We start from the raw sequence: 17,762 nt of genomic DNA, 5'->3' as shown, positions 1-17,762 counted from the left end.
GGCGCACGAAGGTCCCGGAACAATCAGCATTTTTTTGCATAAATTGCATTGTTTGGTTGTTAAAATGAGTGTTGAAGCGAATTTTGACTCAACCATACGCGCCGAAAGTGTTCTAGCACTTTCGGTTTTGTTTTATAGGTTGGTTTCTGATTTAAGATTTCCTGGTAAGCGTCATCGACAATCTTTGATTGATTACTATTATTTATAAACCACTAATTTTCGTCCCTGTTCAATTCTATAATGTACGCCGGTGGCCTGAAGGCCTCTTAATAAACCGGCAAGACTTACATCCCTGCTTATTTTTCCGCCGAAACGGGTTTCCGGTAATCCCGGTTCGTATACTACTTCAATATCATACCATCTGGAAAGCTCGCGCATAACTTCCTGTAAAGTGGCGTCATCAAAATAAAAAGCACCGTTTTTCCAGGCCAGTACCTGGTCAATATCCGCTGGCACTATTTTTATATCATCTGGCCGGCTGGTAAGTATCTGTGCCGTATAACCAGGCTTGAGTATTGCATTCTGTCCTTTTGTGGACAATACTTTTACGGTCCCGTTTACAAGAGTTGTATTAAGAGATGGTTCTTCTATATATGCCTTTATATTAAAATCTGTACCCAGTACGGCTATCTCTGCCCTGTCCGGAACGTTTACAATAAAGGGTTTCTGCTCATCTTTTTTCACTTCGAAATATACCTCACCACTGATATTCACTCTTCTTTCCTTACCTGTAAAGGTTGTGGGATAGCGAATCGAACTTTGTGCATTCAGCCATACGTGAGAGCCATCCGGTAAAACCAGGTGAAACTGGCGGCCTTTGGGGGTTGTCATTGAATTATATACAATGGTATTTGCACTTTCGCTGCCACTTTTCTGGTACAATAACTCGCCATTCATAAGAACAGCTTTTACTCCATGCTGGCTTGCAACCACACCATTGTTGAGGCTATCCAGCACTACCGTAGATCCGTCTGCCAGCGTTAGTATTGCTCCCTGGGTACCTGGGGCAATATCTGCCAGCTGTACTCCTTTTTCATTTTTCGGCTGAGTCTGTTGCTTCAGGAACCATATGCCGCCCAGAAGCACGAAAACAATAGCAGCAGCGGCCCACCAGAAGCGAAGCCGTTTAACAGGCCGCTCTTCATATAATGCAGCGCCTGCTATCTTCTGTTGAACCCTGGCCCAGTTGTCATCGTATGAAATACTATTATAGTATTTCAGTTCAGAAACCGGCCACTCGCCAGACATGATCTCAGCGTACACAATCTTGTTTTGTGGTTCTGCATCCAACCACTCATCAAGAGTCTGCTGCTCGCCGGAGCTTAATACGGCTCCAGACAGGCATTTATATAAAATGCGGACTAATAAAGGCGAAACTTCAGAGTTTGGTTGCATACATATATTAAAACGACCGGGGTAGGAAAGTGCAACAGGAATTTTAAATTATTTTTCCAGGATAACCCAAAGGAGAAGTAAGGATTCTAGTAATTGTTTGTCGTTCAGTAACTTACGCAACTGTGATAATGCCCGGGATTTTTCCATCCGGACGTGAGCTTCAGACAAAGAAAGTAGTGCTGCTATCTCGGAAGTTTTCTTTTCCTCTAAAAAACTCCATTCCAGGATTTGACGGGAACGTTCAGGAAGGTTGTTCAGTTCCCCGAGAATGATCTGTAACAATTCGGTTTGTAAGATGCGGGCATCAACAGCAATATCAGGTGTATTGCCGGTATATTGAAGATTATCTTCTGATTTGTTTACTACGTTGCGATGTTTCAGTAAATCATAGCAGCTGTTACGCACAGCGATATATAAAAATGATTTTACTGCACTGAAAGCGGAAAACTGCTGCCTGCGTTCCCATAAGCTCGCAAATGCTGTGCTAACGATATCTTCGGCCTCTTCTTTCTGGCCTATTAACTTATGAGCAAAGTAACAAAGGGGACGTAACTGCTCATTAAATATTATACGGAACGCGACTTCATCACCTTGCGAAAAGCGTGATATGATATCCTGATCATTATGAAGCTTATTAGTATCTGAAATGCCGTTATTGGCCAACCCCTTGCGTTTGAGCCAAATTTAATCAAAAACATTCAGAAGTAAAAGGTATCTTCTGAATGGGCTAAAGAAGTTAAAATTACATTCGGGAAGTTAAAAGTTAAAATTTACGAATTGATTTGTTTTATTTTACAGGTAATATTCCTGTCCTTATTCAACCCATAATGAACATAGAAATACACAAGATTGGTGACATTCAAATAGCAGAAGTGATTTCAGAAGAAGTCCTGATTAAAAATCAGGAGGATGCGCTCGATTTTATTGTTGACCTCTACTACCAGGACTTTGAAAAAATAATTATCCACGAAAAAAATATCACACCGGATTTCTTTAATCTGGAAACTGGTATCGCAGGAGAAGTCCTCCAGAAATTCTCCAACTACAAAATACAGCTGTTCATCATCGGCGAATTCACAAAATATCCAGGCAAGAGTCTCAAAGCTTTCATTTACGAAAGTAATAAAGGACAGCGTTTCAATTTCCTGGATTCAGTTGAACTGGCTGTTGAAAAAATGTCGAAATGATAAATTCTTAAATACCGCTACCCATAATTTGGATTAAGAGCCCTCAATCAATAAATTGTTTGAACCTTTTTGCATCTGCACTGTTTATTAATTACCATTTGCTTTATCAATAGAAGAGGTCCCCATAACAACCTTATTTTATTAACTAGTAAAATATTTTATTTTGATATTACCGGAGTGGAATTACCCCTTCCTCCGGTTACCCTTTCATTTTATAACTACCAATTACTCACCTAAAAACTTACACTTATGGATGGTTTCATTGGCGAAATCAGGGCTTTGGGATTTAATTTTACACCTGTTGGCTGGTTGGCCTGCGATGGTAGTACTTATAGTATCAACTCTTTCCAGGCCCTTTTTGCTATTATTGGTATTCAATTCGGTGGTAATGGTACTACGAATTTTAAGGTTCCGGACCTCCGCGGAATAGTATTAACAGGTGTTAATCCCGCTATTTCCGGTTTTGATACCCCAGGAGAAAACGGCGGCAGTGAAGAGGTAGCGCTGGTAACATCTACCATGCCCGCCCATAATCACAATATCCAGGCTGTTACGCGTACGAGCCTGCAACAGACAACTGTTGCTACAGCGCAACCTGCGGCCAATGTATATCTCTCTAATGCTTTTTCATCCGGCCTCTCTCAGGGTATTGTTGTTTATTCCGATACACTTAACAATGGTACAATACTAAATCAACAGTCAATAGGTCTTACAGGCGGTAGTACACCACACCAGAATATGTCACCTTATCTGGCACTAACATATTCGATCTGTGTAGAAGGAATATTCCCTCCACATTCGTAGTATCTGTATTTTCTAACCTTATCTCATTTACATCATATGGATAATTTTATAGGAGAAATTCGCCTCTTTGGTTTTGATAGAACCCCCAGAGGATGGGCAGTGTGTAGCGGTCAACTTATGTCGATCAGCCAGAATTCAGCACTGTTTTCATTGCTCGGGGTATATTACGGTGGAGATGGCATAACAACTTTTGCCTTGCCCAATTTAAATGGCAGAGCAATTATCGGAGAAGGCTCCAGTTTATCTGGTACAACCTATCCAATTGGAAGTGTGGGAGGTACAGAAAATGTTACACTAACCACTAATAACATTCCCTCTCACAATCACCTGGTATCTGCAAACATTTCATACGATCTGGGTAGCCCATCTGCTAATTATTTCGCGAATGCCAACACCTCTACCAATGTTGGAAATAAAAACAAAGCTACAGTTAATCTGTTTGCTCCGCAGGGAGGTACCCCCGCTCCACTTGCGCCTGCTATCACATCTTCCGGAGGAAGCATTCCACATGAAAACAGGATGCCGTTCCTTGTTATGAACTATTGTATTGCAACTATCGGGATCTATCCTTCCAGGCAATAAACTCATTTATACAAAAACGTTTAATTAATTTATATGGATAATTTCCTTGGAGAAATAAGAATCTTTGCAGGTAACTATGCCCCGGCTGGCTGGGCATTGTGCAACGGTGCTTTGCAAAGTATCAATAGTGAAACCGCGCTTTTTTCATTGCTGGGTACTACTTATGGTGGTGATGGAATAACCACTTTTGCATTACCTGATTTTCGTGTAAGGATAGGCGTTGGGATGGGGCAGCTTGCGGGTGGTGGAAATTATATTCCTGGAGAAATAGGAGGAGCACCACAGGTTACTCTTCTTCCAGGTAATACAGCATCACATACCCATTCCCTGATGGCAAGTAATACCCCAGCTACCACCGGCGACCCCACTAATAATTTTCTTGCTCAAACAAACGGAAATGACAGTACGGTGCAACCACCTTATCCGGATGTAAAACTGTATACTACACTGCCGCTGCCATCAGGCCCCAGTACGCCCAATGTAACACTCGACGTTAATTCGCTAAGTATGACGGGAGGAACCCAGCCTCATGATAACATGATGCCATACGTATGTATTAACTACATTATCGCATTGAACGGTATCTTTCCATCTTTTCAGTAAATAGTGATCAGTTTATTCCATTAACACACATCTGTAAACCAGGGTTTGCAGATGTGTGTTAATGGAATAAACTAATCAGAAAGTTGATGTTGTAATTTTAATCTTGTTTGCTGGTAGGGCAGGATCGTAAATAATATTAGCTCTTTCCTTAGGGTGAAACAATTTATATGTGCAAACAATGAAGACCTCTTAGCTGAAAAGATTCATAGGTATAGATCCTAATCTGTAAATCTATTGGCTCTCCTTTAGCATTCAAAAGAGCAGCGTACGCTAGCGCAAATCTGACTACAAACTGCAAATAAAGAGTTTGTTGACCTGTTATCTCCTTTGTTTACAATTTGGCTGTTCGTACTTAAATTTCCAATCTTAATTTTGTCAAGCCTCAGCTTTGGCATTGTTCTCTTTTTCATAAAACAAGGTTTAAAGGTTTTACAAAACGTATTGCTATTTAAAGATATAGAGAATAGCACAGGTTTTTACTCCTGCAAAAGGGGGATTTTTTAATAAAATGTTATGGATATCTGCCAATAAGAATCGGTTAGGTGAGAAATTATTAGAGCAATGGCAGGATGAAAAAATCAAACTGAATCCGGAAGCATCGTCAGATCTATAATAATCCTTATATTCATAGGTCATAACCCATTTTAAACCTATAAACAACTATTAATGAAAAAACGGCTCCTATACGCGTTTGGTTTATCCTTATTATTTATTTCATTCAATGGTAGAGGTCAGTCAAAGGATACATTTTACAAGGGTGCTATAATCGATATGCACGTGCACCTTTTTATAGAAGAAGGAGATAATTTAAGTGCAGAACGTACAAATAAACTGGAAGATATACTTGCTTTCATGCCTAAAGCATCCATAGAAAAAGCAGTTATCATTACCATGGCACAGAAAGGAAATATGAAGGATACACGCTTGAGAAATGACAGCATCATTTCCGCGAGCAAACGATACCCTTCTTTAATCCCAATTTGTTCTGTACACCCAATGGACGGAGCGGATGCGCTTGCAGAAATGACAAGAGTGCATAACCAGGGTGTGCGTATTCTAAAATTACATCCCAATACCCAAAAATTTGATGTAGCGGCGGCGGAAGTAAATGTAGTAGCGAAGAAAGCTGGTGAATTGAATATGGTGCTGCTGTTTGATAGTTATAGTCCGTGGGATTCCGATGAAATCGGCAAATTGATCCTGCTGGCGGCGAGTAATCCGACCACACAATTCATATTTGCTCATTCGGGACTAGTGAATTTTCCACAGCTAATTACTATTGAGGCATTGAAGAAATATCCCTGGTACAAAAAAAATATCTGGTTCGATTTATCTGCAATTGCACCTCTCCTGGGAGACTCACCTTTCCGTGATCAACTGGTATGGATTATCCGGAAGATTGGAGTGGAACAGTTCTTATTCGGATCAGACTTTCCGGTGTTTACTCCATCGGAATCGATTAATGGCGTTCACGCTATGGGCTTTACGAGGGAAGAAGAAAAGAAAATATTCTATACAAATGCATGCAGATTGCTACAGATTAAAACCCATGATTAACAACAAAAGAGGAAAGCGTTTCACAGCTGCTTTCCTCTTTTTACATTATTTTATGAATCTGAAAACGGTTTCTGCAAACTCATTATTCTTTTCATAATAGAGCACATGGCCGCCTTTAATAATTTTTGTCTGTTGATTTGGAAACCTGAATAATTTATAGTGATCCGGACCAATATTATGATCTTCTGTTCCTGAAATTACAAGTACGGGAATGTTTACCCTTGCAGTTTCTGTTGTGAAGTCATTCAAATATTCGTGAATGCCAAATGCATGTTGTCCAAATGAATAGTTACGGGGGATCGCGTCAATGCTATCCAGCTTTTCTATAGCGGCTTTATTGTCGGACAACATTTTATATGCCAGTTGTTTTTTGTTCAGTAACTCCTTCGCTATAAAGAAGGATTGCATAATGGAGTCATCATTCTTCATAGCTACGTTTTCACCTAACAACTGATTTATGAACCGGATCTGTGAGCGTAGGGAGTTATTTATATAAAGTGTAGCATTAAGAAGTACAAGTCCCTTTACATGGGTAGGATATTTTTCTGCATACTTAAAGGCGAGGATACCACCAAACGAATGCCCCAAAAGGTAAACCTTATCAGATCCGGACAGCACGCGAATATTTTCAATATCCTCTATCATTCTGTCAAGGCTGTAGTCGTTATTACGCGGTGATTGGGAGCGCCCACAACCACGTTGGTCGTAATAATACATTGTGAGATGTTTTTCCAGGCTGTTGCCCCCCATTGCCTCAAAAGATCTGCTCCAGGCTCCGGGTCCTCCATGTACAAATATACATGGGGTACCCTTGCCGGATACTTTAAGATAAAGTGAAACACTGTCAGATGTAAGGACACTACTATCCTTTGTATTTGTTTGCTGGCAATAACTGCTGGAGATTACGCAAAAGATGAAAGTACTGAGGAATAATATAGATTTCATAAGCAGGAAATTGGTTGTATAAATGTATTGATAATGGTATTCTGCTTAATTATCACTTCGCCCTATAGCGTCAATCAGCGTGACTGTAGGATCAGCTTTGGGATTTACTCCATACTCATTCGATTCTTTAATACCATTCCGAAACAGCAGAACAAAAGGATAAAACGGAATGAGTTGCCACCAGGCAGCTTTACCCACATCATGGCATCGTTTAGCTCCCTGAGCATGCAGCAGCCAGAGTATTGGTATGTAAAGGAGAAGTGTTACAATGCCAATTGCAGCATCCATATCCAAAGAGGTATTTCCTAATTGCGCTAATGAAGATAACGTATTGACCAGAGTTGCTAAGATTGTATAAACAATTAGTGTAATGCCGTATTCTTTTCTTCTGATACGTCCCTCAGATGAAAATGGAGACTTAAACATTCATGGTGATTTTAAACGAATTAAAAATTGTCCTTTAATGTAAGATCTGAAAGTTTGCTGGAATATCCTAGAATTATTCCGGACAATTTCATATAGACATAGCAGGTATTTAAGGTCTCATAATTTGTACATAATATCTGTTCGCAACACATATTTCACACCAGCTGTCAGCAGTGATCCTTCATGACGTAACGGATGGTGGAAAATGAGGGCCGAACCTGTTTCCGGACGGATAATTTCACCGGATGCAAAGATCGTTTCACCTCCTGTATATTCATCATTCAGGTAGATCATAAAAGTGTACTGACTGGCTTCCGAAGCATCTCTTATAAAGCTACCATCTTTATGCATTTTAAAGCGTTGGCCTGGGCTATATTTATAAAACCGGAATAGCTCATTCAGTCCGCATGCGGTTGCATCAGACTTCCCTTCCGGAACAAAATCTTTTAGCCGGTTCCAAATAATAGCAGCATAAGACTCATCCTTGTATAGAACTCTTTCGTTATTCCGCACTTCTTTAAGCATACGTTGTACACCACCAGCAGCAGTTACTGTAGCTTCTTCATAACCTATGGCTTCACTTTTCTGAATGAGAGCATCGCATTCTTCCCTGCTCAGGAAATTACTAATAGTAAAGATGTCCTGGGTATAAACATGTTTTTCCATAAAATATTTTTACTCGGCTATTGGCTGGAAATATGCCTGTTTTCAAGTTGGACACAGACGTTATATTTGCTTTATGTTATTTTGACACAAAGTAAAGTGTTTTCAGTGAAATATCCTAAGTTTACAGGACACTGTTTTTCGGGTCTTTGGGCCAATCCTTTATATTAAGAATGCCTTTTTGTATGATGATCATTGATTGTTAATAATTTACCTTTTTTTCAGGTGAATGACACTTTCGGGAAAAGTTTGTAGCAAGTTCGTAGTGAGTCTATAATTGCTTCATACCTTGAACATTCGTTGGACAATCTTTGAACAGGTATATGTGATCAAAGATTGTCCAACGAATGTCCAATGTTCGTTCAATGTATGTTCAACCTATAAACTCACTTAGTAGTCTCATCCTTCAAAAACTGATTTCCCGGCAGATCCTTTCTTTCGGGTACACCGGTTTTATATTATGTATTATCTGCATAAATATTTAAGTAAAAACCGTTCGTGCTGCTTTTTAGGCTGTTCGTGCATGTTTTTTGTGATGCCCGTGCATATTTTTGAAATGTGAAATGGAAGATTTATTAATATTGCTGTAATGATGAAAGTCAATGGGAACAAGCCTTCTGTTTCACTTATTCATCATTAAACCCTGCTAAAATGGAATAAAAAGTATAAGGATCCCGATTTCTTCAAAACTTAAATACACACATAATGGCACGTTTAAAAAATGGCCTCCTGGGTGGTATTACAGGAGCAATAGGTAATATTGAAGGGTATATGTTGAGAGGACAATTAGTTTATCGTACGCGTCGTGCAAAGAGTACTAAACCGCCTTCTGAAAAACAGTTGAGTTGCAGGTTGAAAATGAAGATTACTAAAAGATTTTTAGGAGCATTTGCAGAATTTGTAAAAGCCGGATTTGCTTACATATCTATAGGGAAAACTTATAGTGCAACCGAAGCCGCCGTTGGCTGGCAGATTAAAAATGCAATTGTAGGAGAATATCCCAATTTGACAATAGATTATGCAGCGGTAAAAGTTACCGCAGGACCAATAGATACAAAGGATATCCACGCTGCAGCCACATTGGAGGATAATAAATTGATTTTTACCTGGACTCCGGATAATAGTTTTAAACATGCCAGTGATCGTGTAATGCTGCTGGCTTATTCACCCGTTTTAAACGAAGCAGTTTATATCCTTTGCGGAGAAAGGAGAAGTACAGGTACCGATCAGTTGATTTTGCCAGTTGATCAATGGGGGAGAGACGTAGTGGTTGAAACGTACCTTTCATTTATTACTGAAAATGGGATCAGATGTACCGATAGTATTTATACAGGGAATTTTAGTGTAGGCTAACGGTTTCATTAAACCAAACAAAAACATAATCTTCCATGTTAATATTCAGCACCATCATTCTTATATTTTCACTGCTTAATACATTTGAAGTATAGTATACTTTGGATATATTAAGTTACCCTAAAGACATTACCTAAAATGAAAACTAAAGCAGACCCAAAAGATCTCTTTGATCGCCCCTTAAGCCTTTTTGAAGTTGATAAAGCTGCCGTTGAGGCTATTGTACAACAAGCTGTAAATGTTGAACTATTTACAATCCCATTGTACATGACATCCCTGTATTCTATTCAGGGAGTACATCAGATTACCGGGAAAAACAGCGACTTATATCAGGGACGATTATGGCCGGGATTAGCACCTACATTTAGACCAGGGACAGGATCATCTTTAAACAATATCCCTGAAAACGAAAAAGCATTCAATACAATATTCAGCGTATTTATTGAAGAAATGCTTCACCTGCAACTGGCTTCAAATGTCGCTACTGCCTTGGGTATTGTTCCTCAATTCACACAACTGTCTCCCGCTTCCGGCAATTATGCATGGACATGTTATAGTCCAGACAGTACTGTTATTCCAGGCATTATTGATTTCAAGGATTGTAAACCTGAATCAAACGGCGTTAAGTATGCCGGCATGAAGGTAAAACTTGATGAGCTTAATTTAAGTCAGAACGACTTGTTTCTGGCCATCGAAGCACCTGAAGAAGAAGCTAAAGCCCGTGTAAAAAATCCGGAAAAGTACTTTCCCATAGCTCCTTTCGGGAACTGGGAAAAAGGTGATCCGTTGCCTATGTTTGGTAGTATTGGTCATATGTACCAATGCCTTTGGGATTACCTTGATATCACCTATAAAGATGATGAAGGCAGCGTTACTACTCTTTGGGAAAAAATGTATTCTCCGGCCTCTATTCAGCAAGATATATTTAACACTGTTTCTTCAAGCCACCCCTATAAGGAGTTTCAGAAATTGGAAACTACCATTTCAGGCTGGTTACCTGAAAAAGCTAAAGAACTTGTGTTCAAACTTATTTGCGGTATAACCGATCAGGGTGAAGGTAGTGGTATCAGAAAAAACATACGTCCATCAATAGGTTTACAAGCCGTTGATCCGGTTAACCAGGCTTCAGATGAAGCCCTTAAAGCGGATTATCCATCTTATACCGATGCGGGGACTCCTGCTCCTTCATCACATGCTTATGCCCGTTTTGATAATGGCGCGCAAGACCATTATGAACGATTTGAAGAGATACGCGATGATCTTAAATCAGGCAAAATTATAACATGGCCTACCTGGCATTCCCAAATAAGAAAAGATGCCAATAAATGGACTGCAAAGGATTTAATGGGTGTAGATTATGATAAGAATAAACACCCGTTACCATCGGCGGAGGACATTGCAGGTGCGTTAAACCGCCTGAATAATCCATTGTTAAAAGATTCTCAGAATCTTGATACTGCAAAACGTGATGCCAACTACAAACAGTTTTGCGAAGTTGCCACAGGTGCAATAGCTGGTATTACCACCGTGCTTGACCAATACTGGCAAGATACCTCAGTAGGATTCCCTTATCCGTCAATGGGTGGCTCTGGCGATCGTTTGATGATGTGCTGGGCTGTTTTTGGGCAGCTTCCCGATCTTTCAGTAGGAGTACAACCCCGTGTGGCAAATACACTGTATCATGCATGCCAGGGCATGAATCTGAACCAGGATGCACCCGTTGATAATAACTGTGCTTCAGCGGAGGTTTACCATAACTGCAAGGGCTCCAACTCATGTAAGGCTGAAGGAGGCTGCGGATTTGTACAACTGGTTGGCGAATCAAAATCATGCAGCCAAAGCGTTAGGTTGGTACAAGGAGTAGGAGCAGATGGCGTACAAGCTGGTTGCGGTTTACCTGCTCCTCCATACAGCGCCCCTGCCGATAATATGTGCAAGAGTTTTGGTGGCTGTGCTGTTCCTATTTCTGCATCGCAGATCTATCCTCCATTTACTGATCAACAAGGGAAACCTGCAACTGTTGGCGCTATGGAGTTGAATGATTTTGAAGGTCCGAAACACAGCACTACTAAATTACCAGGCCGTGTTATATTTGAATACGGCGATCTGGTTTATGATGTGGCATGGGATGCTTATACTAAAGTTTTACAAAGCAGAAACCCTGATGCACCGGAACCTGTAAAACCACAACCCAGCGACATCAGACTGGCATTTCCTCCATCTACCTGATCTATTTGTATGGATATAAATAATAATCAACGTCTGGGCCTTCCGAATCTGGGCCTGGGCGTTGGCTTACGCAGCAAACATTATGCTCACCTGATGCAAAATGATCCGGCCATTGACTGGTTCGAAATCATCAGTGAAAACTATATGAATAACTTCGGCTATGCCAGACATGTGCTGGAACATGTTGCCGGGTTAAGACCAATTGTGATGCATGGAGTATCTATGTCTATAGGTAGCACGGACCCATTAAACCTGGAGTATCTTAAACAACTGAAAGAGCTGGCCGATGTAGTAAAACCAGTCTGGATATCAGACCATTTATGCTGGACGGGTGTAGCCCATTTAAACACACATGATCTGCTGCCTTTACCTTTAACGCTGGAAAGCCTGCAACATGTAGCCGATCGCGTTAATCGCGTTCAGGATATTCTTCAACGTCCGTTGATATTGGAAAATCCTTCCACCTATATGGAGTTCCAAAGCTCCAGTTTATACGAATGGGAGTTTATGACTGAACTGGTGAATAAAACCGGTTGCGGTTTACTGCTGGATGTAAACAATGTTTTTGTATCAGGTCATAACCACAATTTTGATCCGGAATTTTATATCCGCAACATACCTCATAAAGCCGTAGTGCAGATACATATTGCCGGACCTACAGATTGCGACCAATACTATTTAGATACTCATGATAGGCCTGTACCTACTCCCGTGTGGCATTTGTACCACCTCGCACAACAGTTTACCGGAGGTGTATCAACGTTATTAGAATGGGATGCAAATATTCCGGAGTATGATGAGCTGATTGCTGAAGTAAATAAAGCCAAACAAGTATTGCAGGGTAATTTTCCCGAAGTACCGGTTTACCGTACTCCTTATGCCGATGCGGTTTCAAATCCAATTGATCATCAAATGCAAATAACTAATGAGTGAGTTGGCCAAAATTCAGAAATGGTTAACATCCATTATCATTAAACCCGGCAGGCTAAATGATAAAATAGGTATGGCAGATCAGTTCTATCAACTCAACCATACAGAAGTGATCCGGCAGGATGGAAGTATGTCGTCCGGACAAAAAATAGAGATATATGCCAAAGGATATATACTGCGTTTGATGGAATGTATGACGGCAGAATACCCTATACTTTTACATCTGCTTGGTGAAAAGCTGTTCAATACTTTTGCACGGTCGTACCTGGTGGAAATGCCTCCTGTTTCTACCGATCTGTACGACCTCGGACTAAACTTTCCTGCATTCCTAAAGGCTTCGCAACCCAAAAATAAAGTGAGTGATGAACCAACCATGCTTGATCTTCCCGTTGAACTCGCACAGCTTGAACGTGCTTTGGCTGAGGTTTCCAGATGTAAAGGTCTTGAGGGATTGGAAAAAGAAAGTACTGATGATAACCAGATGCTTTATCTTTTTGATACGGCATCATTTAAAACTTCACCATGCCTGGTTTTATTGCAGCTCCATTTTCCACTAACGGGATTTATAAAATCTGTACAACATGGAGAAGATGCTATAACACCAGGTATAAAAGAAAGCTTTGTAGCTATTAGCAGGAAAAATTACATTGTTCATCTAAACGATCTGGAACTATGGCAATGGCAGTTTCTAAAAGTATTGCAAAGCAATAATAATTATCTTACTGCTATAAGCATCGCCGCCGGAAACTCCGGGATAAGTAACGGTACCCTAATGGCCGAACTGATGTTATGGATACCTATAGCTTTAAGATCCGGATATATTTACCGGGATGATACTGTTGATTTAATGCTCCCTTAAACTCCTGTTAGTTCAAGATAAATAAAAACACCGATGCAGGATTGCACCGGTGTATTGCTTAAACCTACAACTGTTACACTGTTTGTAACAAAATATATTGTACGACTATATAAGTCGTTTAATTACTAATGCATACTTCCACTACTCAGGCTTTCTCCCTTTTTAATCTTCGCAATAAATACTAAAGGAAGTATGACTGCGCAAATAATACCGATCATCATGAACCCTTCACTATATGCCAATACTGACGATTGTCCCGATAGTGCGCGTTCCATAATGCCCATTGCCATTTGTTGCGCCTGTTCGCCCGACTTTCCACTCGCTATTAGTTGCCCTGTAAGAGCTTGCAGCCTTTCATTAGCTTCCGGATTATACAAAGACAGGTTGCCCATTAAGTCTATTCTATGTGCTGCTATTCTTCTTGTAACATATGTGTTAATGATAGCCAGTCCAACTGATCCTCCTAACAATTGGAGCATATTGGAAAGACCTGAAGCCTGACTAATATCTTTCCCTTTTAAACCGGCTAAGGTGAGACTCGCCGCGGGAACGAATATGAAGCCAAAACCCACTCCACGTATAAGCTGTGGCCATAAGAAGTCCCATTCACCGGCAGCCGGTGTGGCTAAACGGTATGTGATATATTCATAAGCGATCACCATCCCAAAGCCAAAAATGAGCAGTATTTTAGGGCTGATACCTTTTTTTATCAATGCACCATTTACTCCCATTAACATCCCCGTTATAAAAGCAGCGGGAAGAATAAGAAAACCTGTTCTTGTCGCGTTCCAACCTAAAACACCCTGTACAAAAACCGGGTACAGAAATATCGAACAGTAGATACTTAAACCGAAAGCAAATCGTAGAGCCGATCCCACTGCTACATTCCTGAAACGTAACACCCGAAGATCCACGACAGGATTTTTAGCTTTGAGTTCACGCAACACAAAAAGACAGATTCCGGCAATGGCCAGGATAAAGAAAATGATAACAAAAGTACTGGCAAACCAATCTTTTCTTTCTCCCTCTTCCAGTAGCAATTGCAAACTGCCAATACCAACTACCAAAGCCAGGATACCCCAGTAATCGACCTTGCCGGCTATCTTGCTGCTAGCTCCTTTTATAAATTTCCAGGATAGAATCGCAGCAACAATCCCGATAGGAATGTTGATATAAAATATCCAGCTCCATGAATAATTATCGGTGAGATAACCACCTAAAACGGGGCCGAGTGTAGGCCCCATCACGATGCCTGCTCCAAAAATGCCGTTCGCTTTATCCAGTTCTTCGGGAGGAAATGTTTCAACCAGCACAGTTTGCGCTGTTGCCAGTAACGCACCTCCGCCTATACCTTGCACAAATCGCCATGCAACCAGAGTCCATATAGAACCGGAAAGACCGCACATTAATGAAGCGACAGTAAATAATATAACAGAGGCAGTAAAATAATTCTTCCTGCCGAAAATATCCCCCAGGAAGCCGGTTAGAGGTATAATGATGATATTGGAGATCGCATAAGCTGTAATCACCCAGGCTGTTTCCTCAACAGTCGCTCCCAGGTTACCGGCGATTTGCCGGGTAGCCACGTTCACGATTGAGGTATCAATCAATTCCATGATAGCGCAGGTAATGACCGTTATAGTGATCAGCCATTTACGTGCGCCCACCTCAAAAGTGGGTTTAGTATCAGCTATCGTTTCCATTATTAGTTGGTTTTAACTTTTACATAAACACTCATCCCTGCACGCAGCGGATAATTTTGGCTCATATTTTCTGCCATAGTGATTTTTACGGGAATCCTCTGTGTAACCTTTACGAAGTTACCAGTGGCGTTGTCAGCTGGCAGAAATGAAAACCTTGCACCTGTAGCTTGTGAAATGGATTCCACCTTTCCGCTAAAAGTAGTATCGGGATAGGCGTCTACCTCAACTTTAACATCCTGTCCGGGGCGAATTTCTTCCAGCTGGGTCTCTTTGAAATTTGCTACTACCCATACTTTTCTATTATTGGCAATGGCCATCAGGGGATTACCGATAGCAACAACCTGGCCTATCTGTACATTTTTTTTCGATACAACACCGTCCGCTGGGGCAACTATTGTACAATAGGAGAGTTGTAGTCTGGATGCATCAAGTTTAGCCTGTGCTTGTTTAACGGAAAGCTCTGCCAGTCCTATATTCTCATTGGTGCCGGATAATTGGGTACGGGTATTTTCAATCTGTAATCTACTCGCATCAATTTGTTTCAGCAAAGCATCCCGTTGGCCGATAGCCGTCTGTAGTCTGGCTTCTGCAGCGATCTTGTCTGCATTTACCTGGTCGAACTGTTGCTGTGTAGTTGATTTCTGCTGTAAAAGTGTTGAGTAGCGTTCGAAATTCTTTTCGGCTACAGCCAGTTGTGCTTTGGCAGATTCGATAGTGGTATTAGCTGAGGATAAAGTAGCTGAAACTGCATAAGAATTAGCTGTGACATTGGATACATTCACATTAGCAGATGAATTATTGATGCTGGCCACTTTTACATTCCGGGTGGCCTGGAGTAAAGCAATTTCAGATTCTTCCACAGCAATCTTATAGGTTGCATCATCCAGTATTATCAGGGTATCCCCTTTTTTCACCTGTTGGTTATCCGTAACACGGACTTCCATTACGGTACTGTTTACCTTGGGAATTACAGGACTAATATCGGCTTCCAACTGAGCATTATCTGTTCCTTCTCCGGAGCAGCCGGCCATAAATAAGGAAGCGAGGAGTATGGGTAAAAGAGTATATATAGCTTTCATGGTGTGATGTAGTTTAAGTTTAATTAATTGGCAGTTTCGCCCGTTGATTTAATAAGTTTACGATAGGCAAGTTCTACGTTTGCCTTAGCAGTAGCCAGATTTAACTGGGACTGTAACATTTTTGTATTTGCATCCAGGAAATCTGTAGGAGTTGTCGTTTGTGCATTCAGTTTGTTTTGTTCTACTCTGAAATTCTCTGTAGCCTGTTCCAATTCTGTTTGCGCAAGTGTTATCTTCTCCAGTGTCTTTTTGTATTCCAGATATTTAGTGTTTACTTCTATCTGAATGTTTTCTGTTGTCTGTTGTAAATTATTGTTCAGTTGTGTGAAAACTAGTTTGCTCTCACTTACCCTTGTGCGATTAGTATAGAAAGATGATAGTCTCCAGGCCAGGTTAACACCTGCATAGGCAGAGTAGTTAAACTTATCCACACTAGGTATTACCCGTTGATTGGGTTTATCATAGTTGTAATTCCCAATAAGGTTTATTGTAGGAAAATAATCCGCTCTTACAGCTTTTATTCTGTACGCAGCAGCTTCACTGCGGTATTTGTAGCTCTTTAGTTCAGCCCTTTTAGTTAAGGCCGAACTAATATAATTCTGCAGAGGTTCTATTGCTGTTAGCGTATGCAGATAATCATCCGGAATCTCAATAGTTGTAGTAGGGTCGATGCCTGTTGTCAGGCAAAGATTATAATTCAGGCTTCCGGCAAGACTGGAAATATCAGCCAGGTTGGAACGAAGATTTGTGATAGACAATTCAATCTTCAGCACATCATTATCCAGTACAAGTCCCTGTACACGGAATGTTTCCAGGTCGTCCCTTTTTTTGCTGAGAGCCTCTATATTAGCCAGTATAATTTTCTGGGAAGCTGTTGCATTGTAAAGGTTAAACCAAAGGTCTGTGACCTGATGATCCAGTTCCAGCACATTCTTTTCATAGTCCGATTTTGCGGCCGCTGCTTCCTTTTTAAAGGCCTGTTTATCGTAGGTCAGCTTTCCTCCGCTGAATAACAACTGAGTAAGTTGTACAGCATTAAATGACTGGTTTAAGATTTGCTGATTTAATTGAAAAGACCCACTTGGCAGACTAATTGAAAAGGGAGTAATGTTATTACTTAAACGCTGGTAACTTGAGCTTAAGTTAATCTGCGGTAAAGCGTTTGCCGAGGCTTGTGATACATGGGTCTGTGCAATGCGGTATTGCAGACTGTCGGCACTGAGTTGGTTACTATGCTTATGTGCAAGCATAATTGCCTCTTGCAAGGGCAATCGCCTTAACTGTTGGGCATAGGAGACCCCTGGCAATACCATTAATAATGGTATAAACCTAAAAATCAATCTTTTAGACATATTATTAGTTGCTGTTAATTTAGATCATAGCTATGCTATGATTATTCAGTAAAATTCTGGAACTTCGTAGAACAAAAGTAAGCAATGTTTACCAA

17 protein-coding genes are annotated in these 17,762 nt (G+C 40.7%); 9 read left to right on the top strand and 8 right to left on the bottom strand.

What is annotated here, in order from left to right:
• Positions 1-198 precede the first annotated feature (198 nt).
• Both BM176_RS03815 and BM176_RS03810 read right to left on the bottom strand, forming a co-directional pair.
• The gene (locus tag BM176_RS03815) at positions 199-1,395 is read right to left on the bottom strand and encodes a FecR family protein (protein ID WP_090099719.1); all 1,197 of its coding nucleotides are present in this window, start codon (positions 1,393-1,395) and stop codon (positions 199-201) included.
• 48 nt (positions 1,396-1,443) lie between these two features.
• Complete coding sequence (locus BM176_RS03810) at positions 1,444-2,058, bottom strand: RNA polymerase sigma factor (RefSeq protein ID WP_177230285.1); 615 nt, start codon at positions 2,056-2,058, stop codon at positions 1,444-1,446.
• 164 nt (positions 2,059-2,222) lie between these two features.
• Here BM176_RS03810 and BM176_RS03805 point away from each other — a divergent pair, with 164 nt between their 5' ends.
• The 5 genes from BM176_RS03805 to BM176_RS03785 all read left to right on the top strand — a co-directional run bounded on the left by BM176_RS03805 (position 2,223) and on the right by BM176_RS03785 (position 6,128).
• Positions 2,223-2,582: a DUF4180 domain-containing protein gene (locus tag BM176_RS03805; protein ID WP_090099715.1), complete on the top strand. Its 360-nt coding sequence runs from the start codon at positions 2,223-2,225 to the stop codon at positions 2,580-2,582.
• Between the two features lie 249 nt (positions 2,583-2,831).
• Positions 2,832-3,386 (top strand): phage tail protein, encoded by a 555-nt coding sequence (locus BM176_RS03800; protein WP_090099713.1) that lies wholly within the window; start codon positions 2,832-2,834, stop codon positions 3,384-3,386.
• 36 nt (positions 3,387-3,422) lie between these two features.
• A complete protein-coding gene (locus BM176_RS03795) occupies positions 3,423-3,968 on the top strand; it encodes a phage tail protein (RefSeq protein WP_090099711.1) in 546 nt (181 codons plus the stop codon).
• Between the two features lie 33 nt (positions 3,969-4,001).
• On the top strand, positions 4,002-4,571 hold the full coding sequence (locus BM176_RS03790) for a phage tail protein (protein WP_090099709.1): 570 nt from the start codon (positions 4,002-4,004) through the stop codon (positions 4,569-4,571).
• Positions 4,572-5,237: 666 nt separating this feature from the next.
• Entirely contained in the window at positions 5,238-6,128 is an 891-nt protein-coding gene (locus BM176_RS03785) for an amidohydrolase family protein (RefSeq protein ID WP_090099698.1), read from the top strand.
• Between the two features lie 45 nt (positions 6,129-6,173).
• On the opposite strand, the gene BM176_RS03780 is transcribed toward BM176_RS03785, so the two are convergent.
• The 3 genes from BM176_RS03780 to BM176_RS03770 form a co-directional block, all read right to left on the bottom strand.
• Positions 6,174-7,073 carry an alpha/beta fold hydrolase gene (locus tag BM176_RS03780; protein ID WP_090099696.1) on the bottom strand — a complete coding sequence of 300 codons (900 nt, stop codon included), beginning with the start codon at positions 7,071-7,073 and terminating at the stop codon, positions 6,174-6,176.
• A gap of 45 nt (positions 7,074-7,118) precedes the next feature.
• Positions 7,119-7,499 (bottom strand): DUF805 domain-containing protein, encoded by a 381-nt coding sequence (locus BM176_RS03775; protein WP_090099694.1) that lies wholly within the window; start codon positions 7,497-7,499, stop codon positions 7,119-7,121.
• Positions 7,500-7,616: 117 nt separating this feature from the next.
• Complete coding sequence (locus BM176_RS03770; protein ID WP_090099692.1) at positions 7,617-8,165, bottom strand: 2OG-Fe(II) oxygenase; 549 nt, start codon at positions 8,163-8,165, stop codon at positions 7,617-7,619.
• A gap of 702 nt (positions 8,166-8,867) precedes the next feature.
• On the opposite strand from BM176_RS03770, the gene BM176_RS03765 reads away from it, so the two are divergent.
• The 4 genes from BM176_RS03765 (at position 8,868) to BM176_RS03750 (ending at position 13,533) form a co-directional block, all read left to right on the top strand.
• On the top strand, positions 8,868-9,515 hold the full coding sequence (locus tag BM176_RS03765; RefSeq protein ID WP_090099690.1) for a DUF6266 family protein: 648 nt from the start codon (positions 8,868-8,870) through the stop codon (positions 9,513-9,515).
• 138 nt (positions 9,516-9,653) lie between these two features.
• A complete protein-coding gene (locus tag BM176_RS03760; protein WP_090099688.1) occupies positions 9,654-11,744 on the top strand; it encodes a ferritin-like domain-containing protein in 2,091 nt (696 codons plus the stop codon).
• A 9-nt stretch (positions 11,745-11,753) separates the two neighbouring features.
• On the top strand, positions 11,754-12,677 hold the full coding sequence (locus BM176_RS03755; RefSeq protein ID WP_090099686.1) for an MNIO family bufferin maturase: 924 nt from the start codon (positions 11,754-11,756) through the stop codon (positions 12,675-12,677).
• Positions 12,670-13,533, top strand: coding sequence for an HvfC/BufC N-terminal domain-containing protein (locus BM176_RS03750; RefSeq protein WP_090099684.1), 864 nt, complete (start codon positions 12,670-12,672; stop codon positions 13,531-13,533). The genes BM176_RS03755 and BM176_RS03750 overlap by 8 nt, the downstream gene beginning before the upstream one ends.
• A 125-nt stretch (positions 13,534-13,658) precedes the next feature.
• On the opposite strand, the gene BM176_RS03745 is transcribed toward BM176_RS03750, so the two are convergent.
• Genes BM176_RS03745 through BM176_RS03735 form a run of 3 tightly spaced genes read right to left on the bottom strand, consistent with a single transcriptional unit; the run spans position 13,659 to position 17,628 of the window.
• Positions 13,659-15,236: a DHA2 family efflux MFS transporter permease subunit gene (locus BM176_RS03745; protein WP_090099682.1), complete on the bottom strand. Its 1,578-nt coding sequence runs from the start codon at positions 15,234-15,236 to the stop codon at positions 13,659-13,661.
• A 2-nt stretch (positions 15,237-15,238) separates the two neighbouring features.
• Positions 15,239-16,315, bottom strand: coding sequence for an HlyD family secretion protein (locus BM176_RS03740; RefSeq protein WP_090099680.1), 1,077 nt, complete (start codon positions 16,313-16,315; stop codon positions 15,239-15,241).
• Between the two features lie 23 nt (positions 16,316-16,338).
• Positions 16,339-17,628: a TolC family protein gene (locus BM176_RS03735; protein ID WP_255373472.1), complete on the bottom strand. Its 1,290-nt coding sequence runs from the start codon at positions 17,626-17,628 to the stop codon at positions 16,339-16,341.
• Positions 17,629-17,762 lie beyond the last annotated feature (134 nt).

Origin of the sequence: Chitinophaga sp. CF118 (genome assembly GCF_900112615.1) — a bacterium.
Classification (GTDB): Bacteria; Bacteroidota; Bacteroidia; order Chitinophagales; family Chitinophagaceae; genus Chitinophaga.
Note: the sequence above shows the minus strand (reverse complement) of the source record. Positions and strands in the feature narration are given on the sequence as shown.